Origin of the sequence: Caldicellulosiruptor naganoensis, from assembly GCF_026914285.1 — a bacterium.
Classification (GTDB): domain Bacteria; phylum Bacillota; class Thermoanaerobacteria; order Caldicellulosiruptorales; family Caldicellulosiruptoraceae; genus Caldicellulosiruptor; species Caldicellulosiruptor naganoensis.
On the sequence record NZ_CP113864.1, the window covers coordinates 2,175,176 to 2,196,760 of the forward strand.

Here is a 21,585-nt window from a genome sequence, read left to right on the forward strand (position 1 = left end):
ATGAAGCTAACAATATCTTAATAATTGATTATCACAACAGACGGCTTTACAGTAGTTTTAGAAAGGTCAAAAACACTTTGAGGAACAAGCAATATCACATCATCGCCGTACTGCGGAGGACTTTGCAAAATAGTCCCAGAGCTATTTATTAAAACTGCACTTGACAGGTCCAAAACAAGGCTTGCATTTATCTTGTTCCACGTCTTTGTAATCATATCATAATACTGAGGATTTAAAACCTGTCTATTTTTACCCATAGTACCAACAACTATATACCCGCCAAAACTTGCATCAATTACAGACATTGCATACTTTCCATCATGTATAATATACACGCTTTTGTTAAGAAGCCCTAAGATGTCCTCAGGATTATTTATCCCATAGACATCACAATAGGTTGTCTGTGTGTCATACAAAAGTACAAGTGGAGTTGAGACAAACTGCCAACCGTTTTGTTTATCAAGGTATACGTAGTTCTTGAGTTTTATATATTCAAGCTCTGAAATCTCTGAAACTTCTCCTCTTACAATAATTGGTTTTGAGACTGCTTCTTTGTACTTAGCAACAACCAAGTTTTTCCCATCAGTCACAGCTATTATCTCATCTCCAACCTTCAAAGAAGCATTTGAGACAAGCCCATTTGCAATAATGTATGAATTTTGGCTGAAGTTAAATTGCTCTCCAGATAGCAGAATAGTCCCTGAACTTGTTCCTGTAACTTCACCATCTACTACAGAATATGAACCTTTTGAGAGTGCAAAAACTGTACCCAACACTTCTTGCGAAAACCTATCTTTTGTAATTACCACTACTGAAAAGTTTTGTAAAGTAGGAATGCTGTCCTGTCTTTTACCATCCACAATAAACACCGCATCAGCTGGAATTTTAAATGTCTTATAGTCATATAGCTTTTCAAACTTGTTGTTTCTCAAGATTGAGATGTTTGATAAATACAAATTTCCGCCAATTATTGATGCCTTGGCAAGATAGATGTTTTTAACATACTCATTTGTTGAAATTTCAATCTTTTTAATATTTGCAGACATTCCAAAGAATGACCCTGTAACTTTTACAAATTGCCCCGAAGCCAAATCTTTCAAACTTGTTTTTTTGCCATCTTTTACAACCTCAACTTCACTATTTAAATCATAAGGACCATATACCTTGCCATCAATATTGAGATATATTTTTTGAGGCATCTTAGTTATGGGGTTCCTTTGGATATCCTCAATCTTAGCAATCTTTGGCTGAAGGTTTGAGCTTGCAGTGATAGCTCTTACAAAATCACCGTTAAAATAAAGATATACTATATCGCCTTTTGAAAGGCTATCAGGCGATACAAGCTTTCCATCCTTCATAACTTTGAGCCCAAGCTTTTTTGAAAACCTGTAACTTTTTTTGACACCGTCTTGGTTGTAGATTTCTACATAATTCAGGTTTGTGTCAATTTCATAAAGTATGCCGGAAACTACGTCCTCTGACCTTTCATCATAGGTAGTGCTGATATACTGAGCATAGCCACCATATTCCCCGACCAAAACCTTCATGCCTTGATAAAAATTATTTTTTGTAAGCATACGTGTAAAATCACCTTTGTCAATATAAGCTGTATCAGGCGACAGCAAAAATGACAAGAGTTTTCCGTTTGAGTTTATAATAATTTTATCATTTGCAATCAGAGAAATAACACCTTCTATTTTGTTTATATCTTGGTCTTGATAAGACAAAATGGTGATGCTATCAGCTCTTTCCTTTTTGAAAGTAGTCTGGACTATATTCCCCACTGACAAATCCGAAAGATTTATAGCTCTTTGAGCTCTTGTATCGTAAATTGTAGCTTTTGGAGCCACTAAAAGATTATATACTTTGCCATCTGAAAGTTTTATTTGAATTGTATTCTTTTTTATATCAATCTTTGTTACAACACCCTTCACTGTAACTGTACCAGCCTTGGATAAAACCTCACCTAATACAACCTGATTTTTGTTATTTACGTAAAGGTCAATATAATCTCCTTGTTGCAAAGAAGAGGATAAAACCGCCCCATTATCTGTTATTACAACAAAGTCTTGTTTTGGCGGCGATAGCGTTATGTTTATATTATTTCCAGCATCATTTTCACAGGTTATTACTATTTTATCAGAGTATCTCTGAACACCATTTATCTCAACAGGCTCTTTTTTAAGGTTGTTCGCCTTTACAATATAGTCTTTAAGTTTATACAAGATGAAACTTAGCTCCTCATATGTTATGTAGTCATCCGGGTGAAGATATCCATCAGACCTTCCAACTAAGCTTCCATTTTTAAGAAGGGTATTTATTGAAGACAAAAATTTGCTGTCAATTTTGTCATAATCAGGGTAAAGCCGCGCTAAATTCTCATAGCTTTGAGGAATTTTGAGTGTCAAAACAATCCAGCGGCAAACCTCCTGCCTTGTTGCAGGTGCTGACCTAACAAACACAAGGTCGTCATATGAGTAGGGTCTTCCTTCATACACAGCCCTTGAGACAATTTCATTGTTCTTTTTTATAAGGTCAGCTGTCATTTTTTCATGATCTTTTTGGCTTGGCTGGACTTGAGCTATTGCATCCTGATACTCTTTTTTTGAAATTACTTTCATGTCATACGCAAGCTGGATGTACCCTAAATAAAGGTAGTTATAGGGTTTAACAAGCTTTGAACCAGACGGCCTTTTTGCTTCTAATTTTTCTGCCCTCAAAAAAGCATCTTGTTGTTTACCTGCAGAATTTAGGATTATTGAAAGCGCCTCTTCTTTTGTGAGAATATCAGCAGGTTTTATCCTTGTCTTGCTTGTTGAGCTAAAAAAACCTAAGGCAGACAAAAACAGAAGAGACCTTTTTGACACAGGATTTTGAGGAAGCTGAATAGTAGTGGTATTTTTAAGCATCTTGTTATAATCAGAATTTGCTGTATATTCGAAAGTAGCTTGCGCCCTCACTGGTATTAAAAGGTTTAAAACAAATATTAAAGTTATCAATAAAACAAAAATACACTTTATTCCTCTCAAATCTGTCACCTTCTTATCTCTTGATTGTGTCACAAAGTCCTAAATAAGTTTTTCCTCATATGATATTATCGACCATTTTTGACTTTTGTTCAAGCTCTGCTCTCAACTCTTCAAGGTAGGAAATTAAAGTTCCTGCCTCACCTATTCTGTTAATTCTATCTCTAATTTTTGCTGCATTCTCAATACCTTTTACAAAAAAACTAAGATGCTTCCTTGCCTCAAGCACTGCCATCTTCTCGCCTTTTTCAATGCAAAGTTGCTTGAAAAATTCAATTGCAACTTTGATTTTCTCATGAGGTAAGACTCTTGTTGTAACCTGCCCGTTTTCAAATCCCTCTTTTATCTGAAGAAACACCCAAGGGTTTCCAAGCGCTGCTCTTCCTATCATGATGCTGTCTGCTCTTGTTATTTCATACGCTTTTTTTGCTGACTCAAAATCCACTATATCGCCGTTCGCAACAACTGGAATTTTAACCTTCTCTTTTACTTTTCTTATTATCTCCCAGTCAGCTTTTCCTGAATACATTTGTGTGCGTGTTCTGCCATGGACTGTTATAAAAGAGGCTCCGCTTTCTTGCATGATATAGGCAAACTCTGGCGCATTTAAATTTTCTTCATCAAATCCCTTTCGTATCTTTACAGACACAGGTTTCCTGCTCACCCTTGCAACCTCTTCAACTATCTTTGCTGCCAAAGAAGGATTTTTCATCAGCGCACTTCCTTCACCGCTTTTTACAACTTTTGGAACAGGGCAGCCCATGTTTATGTCAATAAAATCGTACTCAAATTCATCCTGAATAATTTTGACCGCTTCAGCCATTACATGTGGGTCGCTTCCAAAAATTTGAACACCTTTTATCTTTTCATCTTCAGAAAACGAAATTAGCTCTTTTGTCTTTTGGCTTCCCATTGTGATTGCCTTTGCACTCACCATCTCAGTTACGGTAACATCTGCACCAAACCTGCTACAAAGGCTTCTAAATACCTTGTCTGTAAACCCTGCCATTGGTGCTAAGAAGAGTTTTCCTTTGATGTTTAGCATTCTGTTTTTTGCTCCTTTCAAAAAGGCTTTTTAATACAATCTCTCTCTTGTTTTAATTTGTCTTTAACTTATCATAATCTTATCACATTTTTTAAACATTCAAAATTACAAATCTTTGAAAATTTCCATTTTAAAACATCTTTCCTATCACAACAAGAAGCAGCACGTGAACAGGGTAGAACCAGTAAAAAAAGTATTTGTTTAGCCTTAGTTCAAATTCAACTGGTAGCATTCTAATTAGTAAAATCAGGACTACAGATATTATTGAATAAAACTGAACAGGCCAGTCTATAAGGTGTACTTCAAACCATGTAAGGATACAAAATCCTATCAGTTGCAAAAATGGTATGTCAAAAAATAAGTAAAAAATAAGAATTGACAAAACACCATATATTCCATAGTCCATAGGAACAAAATAAGAGATTGCAAGTGGAATTATAACAAGAAAATACCATCTCTTCTGAATAAAAAATAAAGCTACAGCTGCAAAGAAGAATGTAGCAATTACATTTAGCTCGTATGGGTCCCCTGTCATAAGACTAAACGGAATCTGTGAAACCAGCGCAAATATGAAAAGCCTTTTTAAATACCTATTAGGATTTGATGTAAACTTAAAACCAGCTGCTACCTGAAAAGCAAAAATAGGAAATGCAATTCGCCCAACTATTCTAAAAAGTACTCTATTGGGAAAATACAAATAACCTATGTGGTCAATTAGCATAGAAGCAGCAGCAATGAGCTTTAAAAGATTGGACTTAGATTTTGTAAGCTTTTTTGACATAAGCACAAATAAAGGTAGTGTATTTAAATTTGAAATTATTTTTTCCACAAATAACTCTCCCTTCAAACTAAATAAGGTAATTTGATTGTATATTTCTACTTTACGAGTCTAAAATCCTTTTTAAATATGTTTACTACCTTTAAAAAATTGTTGCTATAAAAAAATAAGGCTGCCACACTCCCTTTTAATTCGGAAAAGTGCAGCAACCTCGTTTTCTTTGAACTTCAAATATTATTCGCACCAAACTTTGCTAAAGTAGTGCTTAAGCTGTCTTGCATCCTTCTTGCTTCCCACTATTTCAAAAGTTCCTGTAAACTCAATGTCCTCTGATGATGCACCTATCATAACCTCAACAACTCCAGGTGTCACTACCCTGTTCATACCATAGTCATAGAACGCAAACAAGTCTGGATAGAGTTCAAATACAACATTCTTCTTCTCACCAGGTTTTAGATGAACTCTCTTGTAGCCTTTTAGCTCTTTGACAGGTCTGGTTACCAAATACTCTTCCTTTCTTGTGTAAAGCTGTACAATCTCGTCTCCTTCGTATTTTCCTGTATTCTCAATTTCAATGGATATTTTTATGCTCTCGTCCATGCCAATTTTTTCTTTTTCAATAGCAAAGTTTTTGTACTCAAAAGTGGTATATGAAAGCCCATAGCCAAATGGCAAAAGCGGTTTTGTTGACATCTCAACATAATCCCTATGCCAGCAAGACTTTCCCCCAGATGGTTTGTGTCCATAGTAAACTGGAACCTGACCAACATCTCGTGGGAATGAAATTGCAAGTTTACCACCTGGGTTGTAATCCCCAAACAGAACATCTGCAACAGCATTTGCACCTTCCTCACCTGGGAACCATGCCTCAAGCACAGCTTTGACATTTTCCATAATCCCGTCAAGTGCAACCGGCCTACCATTTACTAAAACCACAACTGTGTTTGGATTTACACTTACAATCTCTTTTACTAAATCCTCTTGAACGCCAGGCAGTCTTAAAGATGCTCTGTCTCTTGACTCGCCAGATGTACAGTCAAGTCTTAAACCTGCCTTGTCGCCAACAACCAAAATTACCGCATCTGCGTCCGCTGCTGCTTTTTTTGCTTCCTCAAATCCTGACCTATCTTGTGAATTCACATCGCAACCTTTTGCATACACAACTTCAGTATTGCTCGAAACCTTGTCCTTTATCGCTTCAAAAATAGACTTCATGTTGATTACGTTTCTAACAAACTCTTCTTCGTTGCCAACTCCTTTGTCTTCTTTGATGAAGAACATCTCAAGAGTTGCTATGTGAGCAGGGTACGAATAGTCACCCAAAAGATTTCTCACAGAATTTGCATTTGGACCAATTACTGCAATCTTCTTTAAATCCTTTGAAAGTGGCAGGAAATTGTCATTCTTCAAAAGTACCATAGACTCTTGTGCAACTTTTCTTGAAAGCTGTCTCTGTTCTTTGTTATCAAATAGCTCTACAATACCATCAGTTTTGATATATGGATTGTCAAAAAGCCCAAGTCTGAACTTCATCTCTAAAACTCTTTTTACTGCTGCATCAACCAAAGTCATGTCAAATTTGCCTTCTTTTAAAGCTTTTATAAACTCTTCGGTGAAACATTCAATTTTAGGCAGCTCAATGTCAAGCCCTGCCCAAAGTGAAAGTGCCGCTGCTTCTTCATAAGTCTTTACAGACTTGTGATAATCTAAGAGGTTCCTCACACCACTGTAGTCTGAAACGTAAATTCCATCAAATCCCCATTCATTTCTTGCTATATCGGTAAGTAATTTTCTGTTAGCATGGCATGGAATCCCGTCAATCTCGTGATATGCTGGCATGATGGACTTCAAGCCTGCAACTTTTACTGCAACTTCAAATGGATAAAGATATACCTCTCTCAGCTCCCTTTCAGGAATGTGGACAGGTGCCCAGTTCATTCCACCTTCTGACATTGCATACCCAACAAAGTGTTTTCCTGTTGCAACAATTCCTTCTTTAATATCATCACCTTGCAACCCTTTTACATAGCTTACTGCCATATTTGCAACAAGGTATGGGTCCTCTCCAAATGTCTCCTCAACCCTTCCCCAGCGTGCATCCCTTGCAACATCAATCAGCGGTGCTAAAGCTTGATGTGCACCTACTGCCTTCATCTGCGTTCTTATCACTTTCGCAAGTTCTTCAACAATTTCATTGTCAAATGTGCAGGCAACGCCTATGCTCTGTGGAAAAACAGTTGCACCTTTCGCCATAAAGCCCGAGCAAGATTCTTCATGTATCATTGCAGGAATCCCAAGTCGTGTGTTTTCAATCAAGAACTTTTGAATCTCATTTGCAGTCTTTGCTGCCTCTTGTGGTGACAGATTGCTCGCACCTGCCAGCCTTGTAATCTGCCCAATTCCATGTGGTAGCTTTTCTTTTGCTTTTTGTGGTGAGAATTTGTCATTCTCCAAAATATCTTGTATAAGAATGCTTGTGAGTTGATACACCTTTTCTTCAATTGTCATCTTCTGCAAAAGATCATTCACTTTCTTTTCAATTGACACTTTTTAAAACACCTCCGATTTTTAGACTTTAAAAAATTTAAAATGTGCTAGGGGTAGGAAATACAGCAAAATCAAAGTGAAATCAAAATTAGAAAACGGTTTCAATAATGAGTAAAAATAATACCCACTTTTATTTTCTCTTTGAGAGTTATTATATCACTCTTCATAAACAACTTCAACAACAAAAATTTATAAATGTAAATGTCTACACTTCCTATTTTAACCAGTTAAAACTCGTTAATAACTCTTGCTGTTGCAATCCACCCGACAAGCCCTGCAAAGTCTGCAGTCTTTTTCATAAAGATAAGAAGCACTAAAACCAGCAAGATTGGCAAAATACTAAGAAAAAAGTCCATACAAATTTTCCCCTCCTACCATCCTACATTTTTTATTTTTTCAACCTCAACACGCACTTTTGCTGTTGACCGTGCTACCAAACTACTGCTGTAAAGCTTTCCACTCACACCTCAAACATAGTTTTAAGAAGTGCTGTGCCTGTTTTTGTCTTAAAGTATTTTTCCTTGACCAGCTTTATAGCCTCTTTTGACATTCCATCCTCGTAGATATTTACAATGAAATCAGCTTCAACTAAAATCTGAAAGTCTATGTCATCTATCTTGTGATAGGAATGATGATTGCTAATTAAAAAAAGAATTCTTTCTAATGTTTTTTGGTCTATATCAAAGCCATCTAAAATACTTTTTGCAACCTCCGGTCCTTCTATTTCTTGAAGATGCCCAGCAGTAGAACCATACTTTTGTTCACAAACCTTTATACCAATGTCATGAAGTATAGCTGCTATCTCTAAAATCTGCTGTTTACTATCATCTAACCCTTCCATTTTCCCAATCAGCCTTGCAAATGAAAATACCTTTATTGCATGGTTTATCCTTTGCACATCAGTTTTGAAATATTTTATCATTTCAAGCAAAATCTTCTCAATATCCATAAAACTGCACCTCCACTGTTTATGAAAAATATAAAGCGGCCAATGGCAAAAACAAAATTACCACTGGCCACTAAAAAATTTTTTATTAATAAGCATAGAGCTTTCCGTAAGGACGCTTGTTGTATGGAATTAGCTTATAAAATGGCTTTGACATTATAAACTCTTTGCTGTAGCCAAAGTATTTTACAAACTCTGTTACGTATTTGTCTATAAACTTGTAATCTTCTTCCTCCATATCAACTATCTTCACTTCTTTCCCCAGCTGATACGGCTGAAGCTGGCCTCTTAAATACATGACTCCGCCGTGCATACCGGTTCCACAATAAAGCCCTGTTATCTCCTCATCTTCCTTTAAAGTAAGGCCAAGTACAATAATCCTTCCACCTGCCATGTACTCACCCAAAAAATCTCCCGCCTTGCCACCAACAACAAGTACAGGTACTTTGTCCATATACTCTTTCATGTGAATTCCAACTCTGTATCCAACATTGCCTTTAATAAATATCTCGCCGCCACGCATACCGTAGCCTATAATATCCCCTGCTGAACCATGAACTATGATTTTGCCCGCGTTCATGGTATTGCCAATACCGTCTTGACCGTTTGCAAAAACCTCTATTGTAAGCCCGTTCATAAAGGCTGCCATATCATTGCCAGGGGTGCCATAGATGTTAAGTTTTCTGTCTGGGAAAGTCAGCCCGTCACCTATATAGCGCTGACCATTTACGTTTATTAAATCTATCTCTTTATACCCCTCATTTAGCGCATTTTCAATCATCTCATTGAGTTCTTTGTAGTGTATACCCTTCGCATCTATTGTAAGTTTACCTTTATCTGCCATTTTAAGCTTTTGCACCCCCTAAAATCTTCTCTTGCCTCAGCTCTTTTGGCAAATCTAAGTATCCAAAATCATCGTCAAGGAGTCTGTGCTTTATGCTCTCAACATTTAAGCCCTCTTTTATCATATTTGTTATCATACCTGCTCTGTCAATTGAGTTTATAAACATAAACCCTAAAACACGGCCGTTTTTGATGTAAATCTTTCTATAGCTATTTTTTTCCTTATCATGCTTTACAAGAACCTCTATATCATCTGAGTTTGGCATGACAATTCCTGCTGTTATCATATGCACATCAAAAAATCCTATAGAGTTCATTGGAAAGCCTCTGTCAAAGGTCTTTTCAACTCCTGCCATATTATAACCTGCCGTCTCGCCCTGATTGTACGCATTCGGCCAGATAGGAATTACTCTTTGCTGCTGATAGACGCAGTCATACCCCTCTGCGCAGTCACCTGCTGCATATACATCTTCAAGGTTTGTCCTCATATGGTCATCTACAACAATTCCGCGATTGATTTTGAGCTCTGTCCCTTTTAAAAAGTCAATGTTTGGAACAACACCTATGGCAAACACAACTATGTCGGTATCTAAAACCTCACCATTTTTCAGCTTTACTTTTTCAACCTTGCCATCCCCAATTATCTCATCAACAGATGTTTCAAGTTTAAAAACAATCCCGTGTTTTTCCAGTTCATCCTGAACTATCTTTGATGCCTCTAAATCCAAGATAGAGCCCAAAATCCTGTTTGCAAGCTCAACAACAGTAACCTCCAAGCCTCTTTTGATAAGCGCCTCTGCTGCTTTAAGACCAGAAAGTCCCGCACCAATAACCATTGCCTTTTTTGCACCATTCTTGATAGCTTCATCTATGGCTTTTACATCATCAAACTTGATAAATGTAAAGACATTTTTTAGCTCAAATCCTTTTGTAGGTGGCACGAAAGGCTTCCCACCTGTTGCAATAAGGAGCTTATCGTATTTTACTTTACTTCCATCATCAAGCACAACCTCTTTGTTTTTGAAGTCAACTGAGACAGCTCTTTTGCCAAGGATTGCTTCTACCTTGTTCTTTTCGTAATAATCCTCATCCCTTATATACATCTTGTTCTCGTCAACTTTTCCACCAAGATAGTATGAAATAAGCGGTCTTGAATACACCCTGTACTTTTCATCTGAGATTACAACAATAGGGTTTTGGAGATCTACTTTTCTTATCGCCTCAATACAGCCACAGGCTGCAACAGAGTTTCCTATTATAACATATCTCATCTTGTTTCATTTCCCCCTTTTTTACACCTCTTTGATTACAAGTGCCTCGTTCGGGCAGTTCTTGACGCACGCAGGCTCGCCAAGCTCTAAGCACAAATCACATTTAGATGCTGCTTTTTTGTTCTCTCCGCGCCTTACTGCCCCGTGCGGACATGCCATTATACACGACCAGCAGCCGACACACTTTTCCTCATCGCAGATGACTCTTCCGTCTTCAAGCTTTTTCATAGCACCTGTGATACAAGCTTTAGTGCAGGGGGCATCGTCGCAATGTCTACATTGCAGTGCAAAGGTTGTCCACTCACCACTTTTTTCCTCAACTAAAATCCTTGGAGTTGGTTTTGAATCCTTATGTTTGTTGTAAAGTTTTACAAGCTCATGGGCCTTCACAGTTGGCTTTTTGTATTTAGAGTGGGCATACACACAGTAGACCTCGCACAAATGGCAGCCCACACACACCTCTTCTTTTGGAAATATCTTCTTTGCCACCTTTTTAGACCCCCTCTCCTGCATGCTTCACACCTAAGATCTCCATCTCTTTTTCTGTAAGCCCAACTGCCCTGAGCATAAGCCTGTTTCCTCTCAAGCTCTCCAAAGCATTTATCCCCATCAGGCCCAGCATCTCTTTTATCTCATGAGCCCATGCTTTTAGCAAGTTTGCCGCTCTTCTTGCACCAATCTCTGGATTTAGTCTTTTTACCAAAACTGGGTCCTGTGTTGCAATACCCCAGTTGCACTTTCCAGTGTGGCACTTTTGGCAAACGTGGCACCCCAAGGAAATCAGCGCTGCTGTTCCAATGAAAACAGCATCAGCACCAAGTGCAATGGCTTTTACAACATCTGCGCTATTTCTGATTGACCCTGCAACAATGATTGATACCTGATTTCTAATTCCTTCTTCTCTAAGTCTTGAGTCCACCGCTGCCAAAGCCAGCTCAATAGGTATACCAACATTATCTCTTATTCTAAGCGGCGCTGCACCTGTTCCGCCTCTGACACCATCTATTGTGATAAAATCAGCCCCAGCTCTTGCAATACCAGAGGCAATTGCCGCAACGTTGTGAACTGCTGCAATCTTGACACCAACTGGTTTTGTGTAGTTTGTTGCCTCTTTTAGCGCAAAAATGAGCTGTCTTAAATCTTCAATTGAATAAATATCATGGTGTGGTGCTGGTGAGATTGCATCAGAACCAATTGGAATCATCCTTGTTCTTGATACCTCTTCACCAACCTTCTCACCAGGAAGGTGCCCGCCAATCCCCGGCTTTGCACCCTGACCTATCTTTATCTCAATTGCCGCACCTGCATTTAAATAGTCAACATCAACTCCAAATCTTCCTGATGCGCACTGAACTATTGCTCTTTCTTTGTACTTGTAAAGCTTTTGATGAAGGCCACCTTCACCTGTATTCCAGTATGTTCCTACCTCAACTGCTGCTGCCGCCAAAGACTCGCAAGCATTGAGTGAAATAGAGCCAAATGACATCGCAGAAAACATAATAGGTACTTCTAATTCAAGCTGTGGCGGAAGTTTGGTTTTAAGATTACCATTTTCATCAAACTCAAGTTTGTCAGGTTTTCTACCAATAAAGGTTTTAAGCTCCATTGGCTCTCTCAGCGGGTCAATTGACGGATTTGTAACCTGGGACGCGTTTATTAAGAGTCTATCCCAATAAATGGGAATAAGCTTGTCGCAACCCATACCAGTCAGAAGTATTCCGCCTGTTTCTGCTTGTTTGTATATTTCATTTATATATGAAGGTGTCCAGTTTGCGTTCTCTTTGAATGCATTTTCTGTCTTTTTGATTGTAATTGCTTTTGTTGGGCACATTACAACACATCTGTGACATGCAACACACTTTGAAGAATCTGCAAACACTCTGTCTTCTTCTTCATCATATTCATGAACTTCGTTTGCACACTGTTTGACACACACTTTACAGCGAATGCACTTTAGCTCGTCCCTTACAACCTCAAATTCGTTTTCATATAGCGAAATCATACTATCACCCCTTCGTCCAAAGTAACATAAACAGCTTCGCCACCCTTTGGCATCCAGACCTTTTCTGGGTCTTTGCAAATTTCTCTAATAGCCGACTCTTCTGATGCAACATAAACAAAATCGCCTTTTTGCGCTGCAACCAGCGGCCTTAGCTTTATCCTATCATTTAATGCTAATATTCCATTTGCGAAACCTAAAATGATAGAAAACGGCCCATTTACAAGGCACGATTGGTAAACTATCCTGATAGCTCTCAGTTTCTCTCTTTCTTGTTCGCTTTGCCTGTCGATCACACTCCAAAACGGCGCTGCTAACGCTTTTGTTGCAATCTCAACAGGAAGTCCGTGTCTTCTTAGAAGAAGGTCAAAAAGGTATGCCATGACCTCGGTGTCTGTTCTGAGTGTACATTTGTATCCAAACATCTCTAAATACCTATAATTTGTGCCATATGACGAAATCTCGCCATTGTGGACAATTGACCAGTCAAGCAGCGTAAACGGATGCGCACCGCCCCACCAACCAGGTGTGTTTGTCGGAAATCTTGAGTGCGCTGTCCAGATATATGCTTTATATTCATCAATTCTGAAAAACTCGCCTATGTCCTCAGGATACCCAACTCCTTTGAATGCGCCCATGTTCTTACCGCTTGAAAAGACATATGCACCATCAATCTGGCTGTTTATGAACATAACACTGTCCACCACAAAGTCCTCTTCTGTTTTTTCTGTGTCTCTCAACCTTTTTTCAAGAGGTTTTACAAAGTATCGCCAAACAATTGGAGCGTTTTGAATGCTTGAAACTTTTCTTGTTGGAATAACCTCACTCTCTAATATTTCAAAGTTTTGGTTTAGAAAGTGTTCTGTGTCCTCCTTTGCTTTTATATCATCAAAGAATAGATGAAAAGCATACCAGTCTTTCCTGTCAGGATAGATTCCATAAGCTGCAAACCCACCACCAAGTCCATTTCCTCTCTCTTTCATAATTGCAATGGAATTTATAATGTCTGTACCAGAAACCCTCACACCCTTCTTGTTTATAAACCCAGAAATAGCACAACCTGATGGAATCCTAACTTGCCCTTCCCTTAGCAATTTTTATACCTCCTGTATATAAATTGAAATTTTTGCTTACAATTCTTTCTTTATGAGTAAAATTCTTATATACTTTTGCATGCAAAGAACAACATTCATACATGTATACAATGGGTTAAGTTTAATTATAGCAACAAATTTTAAAATCTTCAATAATAAATTGAGGTAAATTTCTTGCTTCTTGCAAGTTGAAAATAAAAAACTTGCAATTTTGGTACAGAACTTGCAAAACATTGGGTGTTAAAATAAAAAGCAAAAAATTTTGAATATATCTTCTAATTGCAATGATTATGGGTTAGAATTTAAGTATAACATACTGAAGAGAAAAAACGAATTTTTTGAGGTGAGAAAATGCCAAAACGAAATATAAATGAGCAGCCATCGCTGTTTGGTGACCCAGGATTTTCCTCGTGGGGAATTGCTTATTACAAAAAAGGACAAAAAAACATTGTAGAGAGACATACTCACGACTGTGATGAGTACTATTTTGTGCTTGAGGGTAAAATAAAAGTAATTTCAGAAGAGAGGGAATACATACTTGAAAAAGGTGATATGCTTTGGACAAGGATGGGAGATTTTCATGAAATTGTAGAAGCTTTAGAGGACACAACAATGTTTTGGCTGGAAGGTCCTCTTATGGGCAAAAGGCGAAAAGGCCATCAGTATGAGCTATGAAAGAAATGTAGGCTGTCACAACCCTTTTGATGTGACAGCCTTTTTTTCAGTATGTTTCTTCTATTATTTCTTCTTAATTGTATTTATTACTTCACTGACCGTAAATCTCATCACTTACAGTTTGGCTATTGGATTGAAAAGTCGAATCTGACCCAGAATTGGTTTGCGTTCCTACTGCTGAATTTTTCTCTATTGGCTGTAGTTCAGTAGTTTTATTTGAAGTTTCACTATTTTGCTTGGTTTGTTGAGAAGGTGCAATGTTGGACTGTTTTATAGCTTCATTGTTTTTAAATTGCTGGGTGACTGTTTGAGTGTCATTCTGCCCCGGTGAATTTTGAACTCTTACTTGAGAAAGTTCTTGCTGTGTTATATTATTGTTAAAATCCTCTTTTGAATTTGAATTTACACTGGCAGTGGAGGGTGTAGAAACATTTAAAACTTGTGTACCAGGAGTTGCGGAAGAAATGTTAATATTTTGATTATATGTTCTGGAATTACTTTTATACACATAACCTTTATACACCCTATATGGTTTTGTAAAGTTGTGCCTTATTCCCTTTTCACTCACAATCTTATCCATAATTCCTTTAAAAATCTTTACTGCGGGATTTGTTCCATCAAGATAGTCCAAAGGCCTTGGCTCATCTTCACCTACCCACACACCTAAAACATAATCGGGGGTATATCCTACAAACCACCTGTCTTTGTTATCGTCAGTTGTACCTGTTTTGCCTGCAACAGGATAATCAAAGCTCGTACCAATGGTTATCCCTGTTTTTACAACACTCTGAAGCATATAAGTCAAAAGCTGCGCATTCTTTTCTTCCATCACTCTTTTGCTATCATCTGTATTCTCATAAATGGTATTACCATATCTATCCTCTATTTTTGTGATAAAATGTGGTTTTTTATACACTCCTCCATTTGCAACTGCTGCAAACGCAGCTGTCAGCTCAATTGGTTTTACTCCATAGGTAAAACCACCAATTGCAATGGACAAGTTATTTTTGTCTTCCTCGGTCAAAGTAGTAAATCCAAATTTTCGGAGATTTTCGTAAACATTTTGAACACCCAACTTGTATGCAAGCTTTACTGCTGGTACATTGGCCGACCATACAAGAGCCTGTCTTAGGGTCATATAACCTTTGTAGCTACTATAGCCAGTTTTATTTGCATACCAGTTTTTAGGTGCATATCCTCCAATAGAAAAAGGTGCATCTAATATAACACTCCATGGGCTATAGCCCCTTTCTAAAGCTAAGGCATAAACAGCAATGGGCTTTATTGCAGAACCTGGTTGGCGTACAGACATGGTAGCTCTGTTAAAAACTCGCACTGCACTCATATTGCCTCTTCCACCAATTATACCTTTCACAGCTCCTGTTCTAAAATCAATCAACACAGCTGCTGCTTGTGGCTGTGGAATTCCATTTTTGTCGTAATACCTAACTGTAGGCATATACCTTGAATTTGAAAAAACTTCCTCCATCGCGCTTTGAATGCTTCTGTCCAATGTTGTGTAAATCCTAAGTCCTCCACCATAGACTAAGTCCTCTGCCTCTTCTTCTGTAATTCCTTTTTGTCTTTGGAGTACTTCAATTGCCTCATCTATAACAGAATCTACAAAATAAGGATATTTGTATGGAAGTAAATTCCTGCTACTATTTTTTGCATATACAAGCTTTTGATTAATTGCTTGGTAATACTCTTCTTCGGTGATATACCCCAGCTCTAACATTTTCTTTAGTACGAGTTCTTGTCTTTTCTTTGCATGATCAGGGAACTTAAATGGATTGTAATAGGAAGGATTTTTTGTTATACCAGCAATCAGCGCACATTCAGCCAAAGACAGTTTTGAGACATCTTTGCCAAAGTAAGTATATGCGGCAGCCTGTACACCATAAGCACCATTTCCAAGGTTTATTGTATTTAAGTATTCCTCTAAAATCTGCTGTTTTGTAAGTCTTTTTTCCAGTTGTATCGCCAGATATTGCTCTTGTATTTTTCTTTTAAACGACTTTTCAAACATCAAAAGCTTATTTCTCACAAGTTGCTGGGTAATTGTACTTGCTCCTTCAGCTAAAGTTCCCTTTTGAAGATTATGCACAAATGCCCCAATAATCCTTTTTATATCAATTCCATTGTGCTGCCAAAATCTTTCATCCTCAATGGCAACAAACGCATTTATGAGGTCTTTGGGTATTTGATTATACGAAACTCTAACACCACTTTGCCCCCTGTTTAAAGTAGCTACCTCTTTTCCTATTTCATCAAATACTATTGTAGCATCATTTACTGTATCTTCTACAATTTCATCCAAAGTTCCAGGGGGAATGGCTTTAATATAAGCTGCAATTGTTCCACCCAAAGCTCCTATAGAGAATACTATTAGCGCTGCTAAGGTAAGTGCCAAAGATTTGAAAAAAGTTTGTAGAGGTCTTTTTTGCCCTTTCACCCTGCCTTCCCCCTTTCAGTGCAAAGCCACAAGCTGTTATCAATTTTTCTATTGAAAAATTTTAAGATGTATATCCCAAAATTTCAATCCATAGTTTGAAACAATATAGATTTTATAACTAATTCTGGCATCTAAGTCTTTTACATAAATTTTAAAAATGGCTTGAAATTTTCATTTTCTTAAGGTAGAATATAATACACAATTAAATACTGCTACCTCCTTTTGTTTATGTTAAAAGGGAGTAGCACCGAAAGCCTTATCCTCAACATCCGCGAGGAGGTCTTTTGCCTTCTCTGGGGATAAGGGCCCAAAAAAGGGCGTGCGAGACTTTTAACATGTGATAATTTACATCACATGTTAAAAGTTTTTTTTTATTTGTCTTTTAAAAAGATGTTTTTAAAACCATAATAGTTTTTGATGGGAACTTCTAAAAACTCTACAAAATACTCATGAGGAGGGGGAATTTAAAGTTGAACCAAAATATTTCTAATTTTCACTCAAAGGACATAGAAACAATTTTGGAAAACCTCAAAACCACTCTAAATGGACTTTCATCCGAAGAAGCCGAACAAAGGCTTAAAGTGTATGGAAAAAATATAATTGAAGAAGGAAAAAAGAAATCAATATTTCTTCTTTTCTTGGAACAATTCAAAAACGTGATGGTATTCGTACTGCTTGCTGCTGCAGTTATATCAATCCTTCTCGGCGAGGCGGCAGACGCTGCAATCATCGTAGCAGTCCTGCTCATCAACGCAGTCTTTGGAGTCGCGCAAGAGCTGAAAGCTGAAAAAGCAATAGATGCCCTAAAAAAACTTAATATGCCATATGCAAAAGTCTACAGAGACGGACATTTGATGCAAATCAGAACCGATGAAATAGTAGTTGGAGATATAATTGAGATTGAAGCTGGAGATATCGTCCCTGCAGATTTGAGACTCATTGAAAGCGTTAATCTTAAAATTGATGAGTCAGCTTTAACTGGCGAATCTGTTCCTGTTGAAAAAGAGGCAAACAATGTTCTTGACGAGTCAACTCCTCTTGCAGAAAGGACTAATATGGCTTTCATGGGAACAATTGTAACGTATGGTCGAGGAAAAGGCGTGGTTGTTGCAACAGGAATGAAAACAGAGATAGGCAAAATTGCAAATTTTGTAAATATCCAGTCCACAATTGACACCAAAACTCCTCTTCATGAGAAGTTAGAAGAAATTGGTAAATATCTCACATTTGGAATACTGGCAATTGCCTTTATTGTTTTTGTGACAGGACTTCTTTACGGTCGAGAGACGTTTGAAATGTTTTTAACAGCTGTGTCATTGGCTGTTGCTGCAATTCCTGAAGGTCTTCCTGCTGTGGTGACAATTGTCCTTGCAATTGGTGTTCAAAAAATGGCAAAACGAAATGCTATCATAAGAAGACTGTCTTCGATTGAAACCTTAGGAAGAGTTGAAGTTATTTGTTCTGATAAAACAGGTACACTTACTCAAAATAAGATGAATGTTGTAAAAATTTATTGCAATGATAACCTGGTTGAGAACTTTGAACATGAAGATAATACAACAAAGACTTTGCTTCACATAATGGCACTTTGCAATGATGTAAAGGTAGACTTGATTAATAAACATCCTCATTTTATTGGCGACCCGACTGAAATTGCTTTGGTAAAATTCGCCTATGAAAAGGGCTTTAACAAGAATGCAATTGAGAAGGTATTAAAGCGAGTTTACGAAATACCTTTTGATTCTGTTAGAAAGATGATGACAACTGTGCATGAAATTAGAAATGACGAAAAACTTTTTGTGTTTTCCAAAGGTGCTGTAGATGTAATAATTAACATATGCAAATTTATAATGGTAAATGATGAAATACTACCTCTTGACGAAAATATGCACCACAAAATCTTGCAGGCAAACAAAGAAATGTCCTCCAATGCGCTTAGAGTTTTAGCTTTTGCATACAAAGAAATTGATAGAACTCAATTAGATGACAAAAATGCTATTGAAGACAATCTCATCTTCATAGGACTTGTTGGAATGATAGACCCACCACGCCCAGAAGCCTACAATGCAGTTGAGGTATGCTATCAAGCAGGTATCACACCTGTGATGATAACAGGAGACCACAAAGACACAGCTGTAGCAATTGCAAAAGAATTGAAGATAATTGATAAAAACAAAGACGAACTTTCGCAGGTTCTGACAGGCAGTGAAATTGAAAAATTAGATGATCAACAATTAAAAGAAAAAGTAAAAGAGGTAAAAGTTTACGCAAGAGTGTCTCCAGAGCACAAATTAAGAATTGTTAAAGCGTGGAAAAGTCATGGTAAAATAGTCGCTATGACGGGCGATGGAGTGAACGATGCACCCGCTTTGAAAGCAGCTGATATTGGAATTGGCATGGGAATAACAGGAACGGATGTAACAAAGAATGTATCTGATGTTATCTTAGCAGATGATAACTTTGCAACAATTGTTGCAGCTGTTGAAGAAGGAAGAAAGACTTATGACAACATACGAAAGACCATTCAATTTTTGCTTTCATCAAATGTTGGAGAAGTTGTAACACTGTTCTTTGCAACACTTTTAAACTGGGTAGTATTATACCCGATTCATATTCTCTGGGTAAACCTTGTTACTGACACTTTCCCAGCTTTAGCACTCAGTATGGAAAAAGCAGAAAGTGATGTAATGAAAAGAAAGCCAAAGAAAACTCAAGAAAATATATTTGCTGGTGGGGTTGGCTTTTCAATTCTGTATCAAGGTTTTCTTAAAGGCTTGATAACATTGCTGGTATTCTTTATTGGAAATAAATTATATGGCCACAAAACTGCCATCACCATGACCTTCATGCTACTGAGCCTCATACAACTTACTCATGCATACAATGTGCGTTCAAACATCAATTCGCTATTTAAAATGGGAGTGTTTTCTAACAAATACCTAAACCTTGCTTTTATAGCTTCATTTTTGCTTCAGGTTGTAGTGCTAACAGTTGCACCGCTTAGAGAATTATTCAAACTGACCTTTTTAAACTTTGAGCAGTGGACAATCATAATTTTAGCGTCACTTTCTATAGTTCCTATTGTGGAAGTAGTAAAATACTTTACACGTCACTTTCATAAAGAATAAGATCAAAATATACTTCTGAAAAATTTAGCATTTGCTTTCACTTGACACTTTTTGTATCAAAGTAGTATTCTTATTAAAGTATTAGCTTGAAGCATTAACAATAGAAAGGGATAACTAAGGTGGTAATATCATATGTTATAAAGCTGATTTTCTCTTTGTTTATAATACTTTTTGGTTGCACTTTTTTCACAAATGCAGTTGAGTGGTTTGGCAAAAGAATAAACTTAGGACAAGGGGCAGTTGGAAGTATCCTGGCAGCAGTTGGAACTGCCCTTCCTGAGACCATAATACCTATTATTGCAATTCTGTTTGCCAAAGGAGAAAGTTCACATGATGTTGGTATTGGAGCAATTGCCGGCGCCCCTTTTATGCTCGGTACTTTGGCCTTTTTCATAACTGGACTTGCAGTGATAGTTTACACTCTTTTTAAGAAAAGAACCTTGAAGATGAACGTTGATTTGAGCGTATTCGAACGCGACCTTACTTACTTTCTCATTGTTTATGGAGTTGCAGTTGTGACAACATTTATTCACAATCATAAAACTATAAAGACAATAATAGCAATTGGACTGTTCGTTGCTTATCTTGTCTATGTCAAAAAGACACTTGCAGATGAGAGTGAAGATACCGAAGGAGAAGAATTGGAAGAACTTTACTTTACAAAGTTTTTAAAACTCCCAAACAACCTTCTGTGGATACTTTCTCAGCTTCTTTTTTCATTGCTGCTTATAATCTATGGTGCACACTTGTTTGTTGATTATGTTCAAAAAGTTGCAATTATGATTAGCGTTCCTGCACTAATACTTTCAATAATCATTACACCTATTGCAACAGAGCTACCTGAAAAACTAAACTCTATTATCTGGATTGGAAAGAAAAAAGACACTCTTGCACTGGGAAATATCACAGGTGCAATGGTATTTCAATCTTCTGTTCCAGTTGTATTTGGAATAATATTTACACCATGGAATTTAAGAGGTATAACAATGGTTTCAGCTATCTTAGCATTTATGTCCGCACTTCTAAATCTTATATGGGTTAAGATTAAAAAATCTGTAAACCCATTTGCACTTTTGTTTGGTGGGGTTTTATACCTAATTTTCTTGGGCTATGTTTTCTTATAATCTTCTGAATAGATTTTTCCAAATTAGATGAGTTATAATTATAGTCAAGTCGTATTTTAACTTTTGTGAGGAGATAAAGATGAGTGATAGAGAAATCTTAGAGCTTATCTTACAAAAGGTTGAAACCTTGGACCAAAAGATTGACAGGCTTGAGGCAAGACTTGACAGACTTGAAGCGAAAGTCGAAAGCCTTGAAAAGAGAGTTGAAAACCTTGAAAAGAGAGTTGATAGTCTCGAAAAGAGAGTTGAAAAATTAGAACTTCAAGTTGCAGAAAATACTCAAATCTTAAAAGCATTAGAACATTTAGCACAGGTAAACAAAGCTGAACACGACAACTTTACTCACCAGCTTGCAAGGATGGAAGGTTTGTTAAACTCTGTAATTTCAAATAACAGCAAAGAACACCAAGCTCTATTTAAACAAACTGAAGAGAATACTCAAAAAATTGTAAAACTTGAAAAGGATATGACAATTATTGAATCAGTATGTGGGAAAAATATGCAAGATATCGCATTTTTAAAGGGTGTGAAGATTTAAAAAATACATAAAGCTTAAGGCAAAAAGGACTCTCTGCAAAAAAGCGGAGAGTCCTTTTTTGTTGAAAAATTTATGTTATCTGTAGTTTGTTTTGTTTCTATTATTTTCTATTTACC

The 21,585-nt window shown here is 37.2% G+C and carries 16 protein-coding genes; 4 read left to right on the forward strand and 12 right to left on the reverse strand.

Going from position 1 to position 21,585, the window contains the following annotated elements:
• Positions 1–17: 17 nt before the first annotated feature.
• The 11 genes from OTJ99_RS10855 to OTJ99_RS10905 form a co-directional block, all read right to left on the reverse strand.
• A complete protein-coding gene (locus tag OTJ99_RS10855; protein ID WP_235374968.1) occupies positions 18–3,038 on the reverse strand; it encodes an S-layer homology domain-containing protein in 3,021 nt (1,006 codons plus the stop codon).
• Between the two features lie 46 nt (positions 3,039–3,084).
• Positions 3,085–4,071: a tRNA dihydrouridine synthase DusB gene (dusB, locus tag OTJ99_RS10860; protein ID WP_045166225.1), complete on the reverse strand. Its 987-nt coding sequence runs from the start codon at positions 4,069–4,071 to the stop codon at positions 3,085–3,087.
• A 130-nt stretch (positions 4,072–4,201) separates the two neighbouring features.
• A complete protein-coding gene (locus OTJ99_RS10865) occupies positions 4,202–4,900 on the reverse strand; it encodes a TraX family protein (protein ID WP_045166224.1) in 699 nt (232 codons plus the stop codon).
• A 183-nt stretch (positions 4,901–5,083) separates the two neighbouring features.
• Positions 5,084–7,396: a glycoside hydrolase family 3 N-terminal domain-containing protein gene (locus OTJ99_RS10870; protein ID WP_045166223.1), complete on the reverse strand. Its 2,313-nt coding sequence runs from the start codon at positions 7,394–7,396 to the stop codon at positions 5,084–5,086.
• 227 nt (positions 7,397–7,623) lie between these two features.
• Entirely contained in the window at positions 7,624–7,752 is a 129-nt protein-coding gene (locus tag OTJ99_RS10875) for a hypothetical protein (protein WP_268748539.1), read from the reverse strand.
• A gap of 104 nt (positions 7,753–7,856) precedes the next feature.
• Positions 7,857–8,345, reverse strand: coding sequence for an HD domain-containing protein (locus OTJ99_RS10880; RefSeq protein ID WP_045166222.1), 489 nt, complete (start codon positions 8,343–8,345; stop codon positions 7,857–7,859).
• 85 nt (positions 8,346–8,430) lie between these two features.
• Positions 8,431–9,186 carry a GltB/FmdC/FwdC-like GXGXG domain-containing protein gene (locus OTJ99_RS10885; RefSeq protein ID WP_045166221.1) on the reverse strand — a complete coding sequence of 252 codons (756 nt, stop codon included), beginning with the start codon at positions 9,184–9,186 and terminating at the stop codon, positions 8,431–8,433.
• A 1-nt stretch (position 9,187) separates the two neighbouring features.
• On the reverse strand, positions 9,188–10,456 hold the full coding sequence (locus OTJ99_RS10890; RefSeq protein WP_045166220.1) for an NAD(P)/FAD-dependent oxidoreductase: 1,269 nt from the start codon (positions 10,454–10,456) through the stop codon (positions 9,188–9,190).
• Between the two features lie 21 nt (positions 10,457–10,477).
• A complete protein-coding gene (locus OTJ99_RS10895) occupies positions 10,478–10,945 on the reverse strand; it encodes a 4Fe-4S dicluster domain-containing protein (RefSeq protein WP_083943577.1) in 468 nt (155 codons plus the stop codon).
• 4 nt (positions 10,946–10,949) lie between these two features.
• The gene (locus OTJ99_RS10900) at positions 10,950–12,458 is read right to left on the reverse strand and encodes a glutamate synthase-related protein (protein WP_045166218.1); all 1,509 of its coding nucleotides are present in this window, start codon (positions 12,456–12,458) and stop codon (positions 10,950–10,952) included.
• Complete coding sequence (locus OTJ99_RS10905; protein ID WP_045166217.1) at positions 12,455–13,549, reverse strand: class II glutamine amidotransferase; 1,095 nt, start codon at positions 13,547–13,549, stop codon at positions 12,455–12,457. The genes OTJ99_RS10900 and OTJ99_RS10905 overlap by 4 nt, the downstream gene beginning before the upstream one ends.
• A 351-nt stretch (positions 13,550–13,900) precedes the next feature.
• On the opposite strand from OTJ99_RS10905, the gene OTJ99_RS10910 reads away from it, so the two are divergent.
• The gene (locus tag OTJ99_RS10910; protein WP_045166216.1) at positions 13,901–14,224 is read left to right on the forward strand and encodes a cupin domain-containing protein; all 324 of its coding nucleotides are present in this window, start codon (positions 13,901–13,903) and stop codon (positions 14,222–14,224) included.
• 91 nt (positions 14,225–14,315) lie between these two features.
• Here the strand turns inward: OTJ99_RS10910 and OTJ99_RS10915 are convergent, their stop codons facing one another.
• On the reverse strand, positions 14,316–16,679 hold the full coding sequence (locus OTJ99_RS10915) for a transglycosylase domain-containing protein (protein WP_045166215.1): 2,364 nt from the start codon (positions 16,677–16,679) through the stop codon (positions 14,316–14,318).
• Between the two features lie 470 nt (positions 16,680–17,149).
• Here OTJ99_RS10915 and OTJ99_RS10920 point away from each other — a divergent pair, with 470 nt between their 5' ends.
• The 3 genes from OTJ99_RS10920 to OTJ99_RS10930 all read left to right on the forward strand — a co-directional run bounded on the left by OTJ99_RS10920 (position 17,150) and on the right by OTJ99_RS10930 (position 21,469).
• Entirely contained in the window at positions 17,150–19,807 is a 2,658-nt protein-coding gene (locus OTJ99_RS10920; protein ID WP_045166214.1) for a calcium-translocating P-type ATPase, SERCA-type, read from the forward strand.
• Between the two features lie 119 nt (positions 19,808–19,926).
• Positions 19,927–20,931 (forward strand): sodium:calcium antiporter, encoded by a 1,005-nt coding sequence (locus OTJ99_RS10925; RefSeq protein ID WP_045166213.1) that lies wholly within the window; start codon positions 19,927–19,929, stop codon positions 20,929–20,931.
• Between the two features lie 79 nt (positions 20,932–21,010).
• Positions 21,011–21,469 (forward strand): nucleopolyhedrovirus P10 family protein, encoded by a 459-nt coding sequence (locus OTJ99_RS10930; protein WP_045166212.1) that lies wholly within the window; start codon positions 21,011–21,013, stop codon positions 21,467–21,469.
• Positions 21,470–21,585: the final 116 nt, after the last annotated feature.

What these genes read in the sequence shown, in the direction of transcription:
- dusB (WP_045166225.1), bottom strand. Translation starts at nt 4,071, where the DNA reads ATGCTAAACATCAAAGGAAAACTCTTCTTAGCACCAATGGCAGGGTTT.
- OTJ99_RS10900 (WP_045166218.1), bottom strand. Translation starts at nt 12,458, where the DNA reads ATGATTTCGCTATATGAAAACGAATTTGAGGTTGTAAGGGACGAGCTA.
- OTJ99_RS10910 (WP_045166216.1), top strand. Translation starts at nt 13,901, where the DNA reads ATGCCAAAACGAAATATAAATGAGCAGCCATCGCTGTTTGGTGACCCA.
- OTJ99_RS10880 (WP_045166222.1), bottom strand. Translation starts at nt 8,345, where the DNA reads ATGGATATTGAGAAGATTTTGCTTGAAATGATAAAATATTTCAAAACT.
- OTJ99_RS10875 (WP_268748539.1), bottom strand. Translation starts at nt 7,752, where the DNA reads ATGGACTTTTTTCTTAGTATTTTGCCAATCTTGCTGGTTTTAGTGCTT.
- OTJ99_RS10890 (WP_045166220.1), bottom strand. Translation starts at nt 10,456, where the DNA reads ATGAGATATGTTATAATAGGAAACTCTGTTGCAGCCTGTGGCTGTATT.
- OTJ99_RS10885 (WP_045166221.1), bottom strand. Translation starts at nt 9,186, where the DNA reads ATGGCAGATAAAGGTAAACTTACAATAGATGCGAAGGGTATACACTAC.
- OTJ99_RS10930 (WP_045166212.1), top strand. Translation starts at nt 21,011, where the DNA reads ATGAGTGATAGAGAAATCTTAGAGCTTATCTTACAAAAGGTTGAAACC.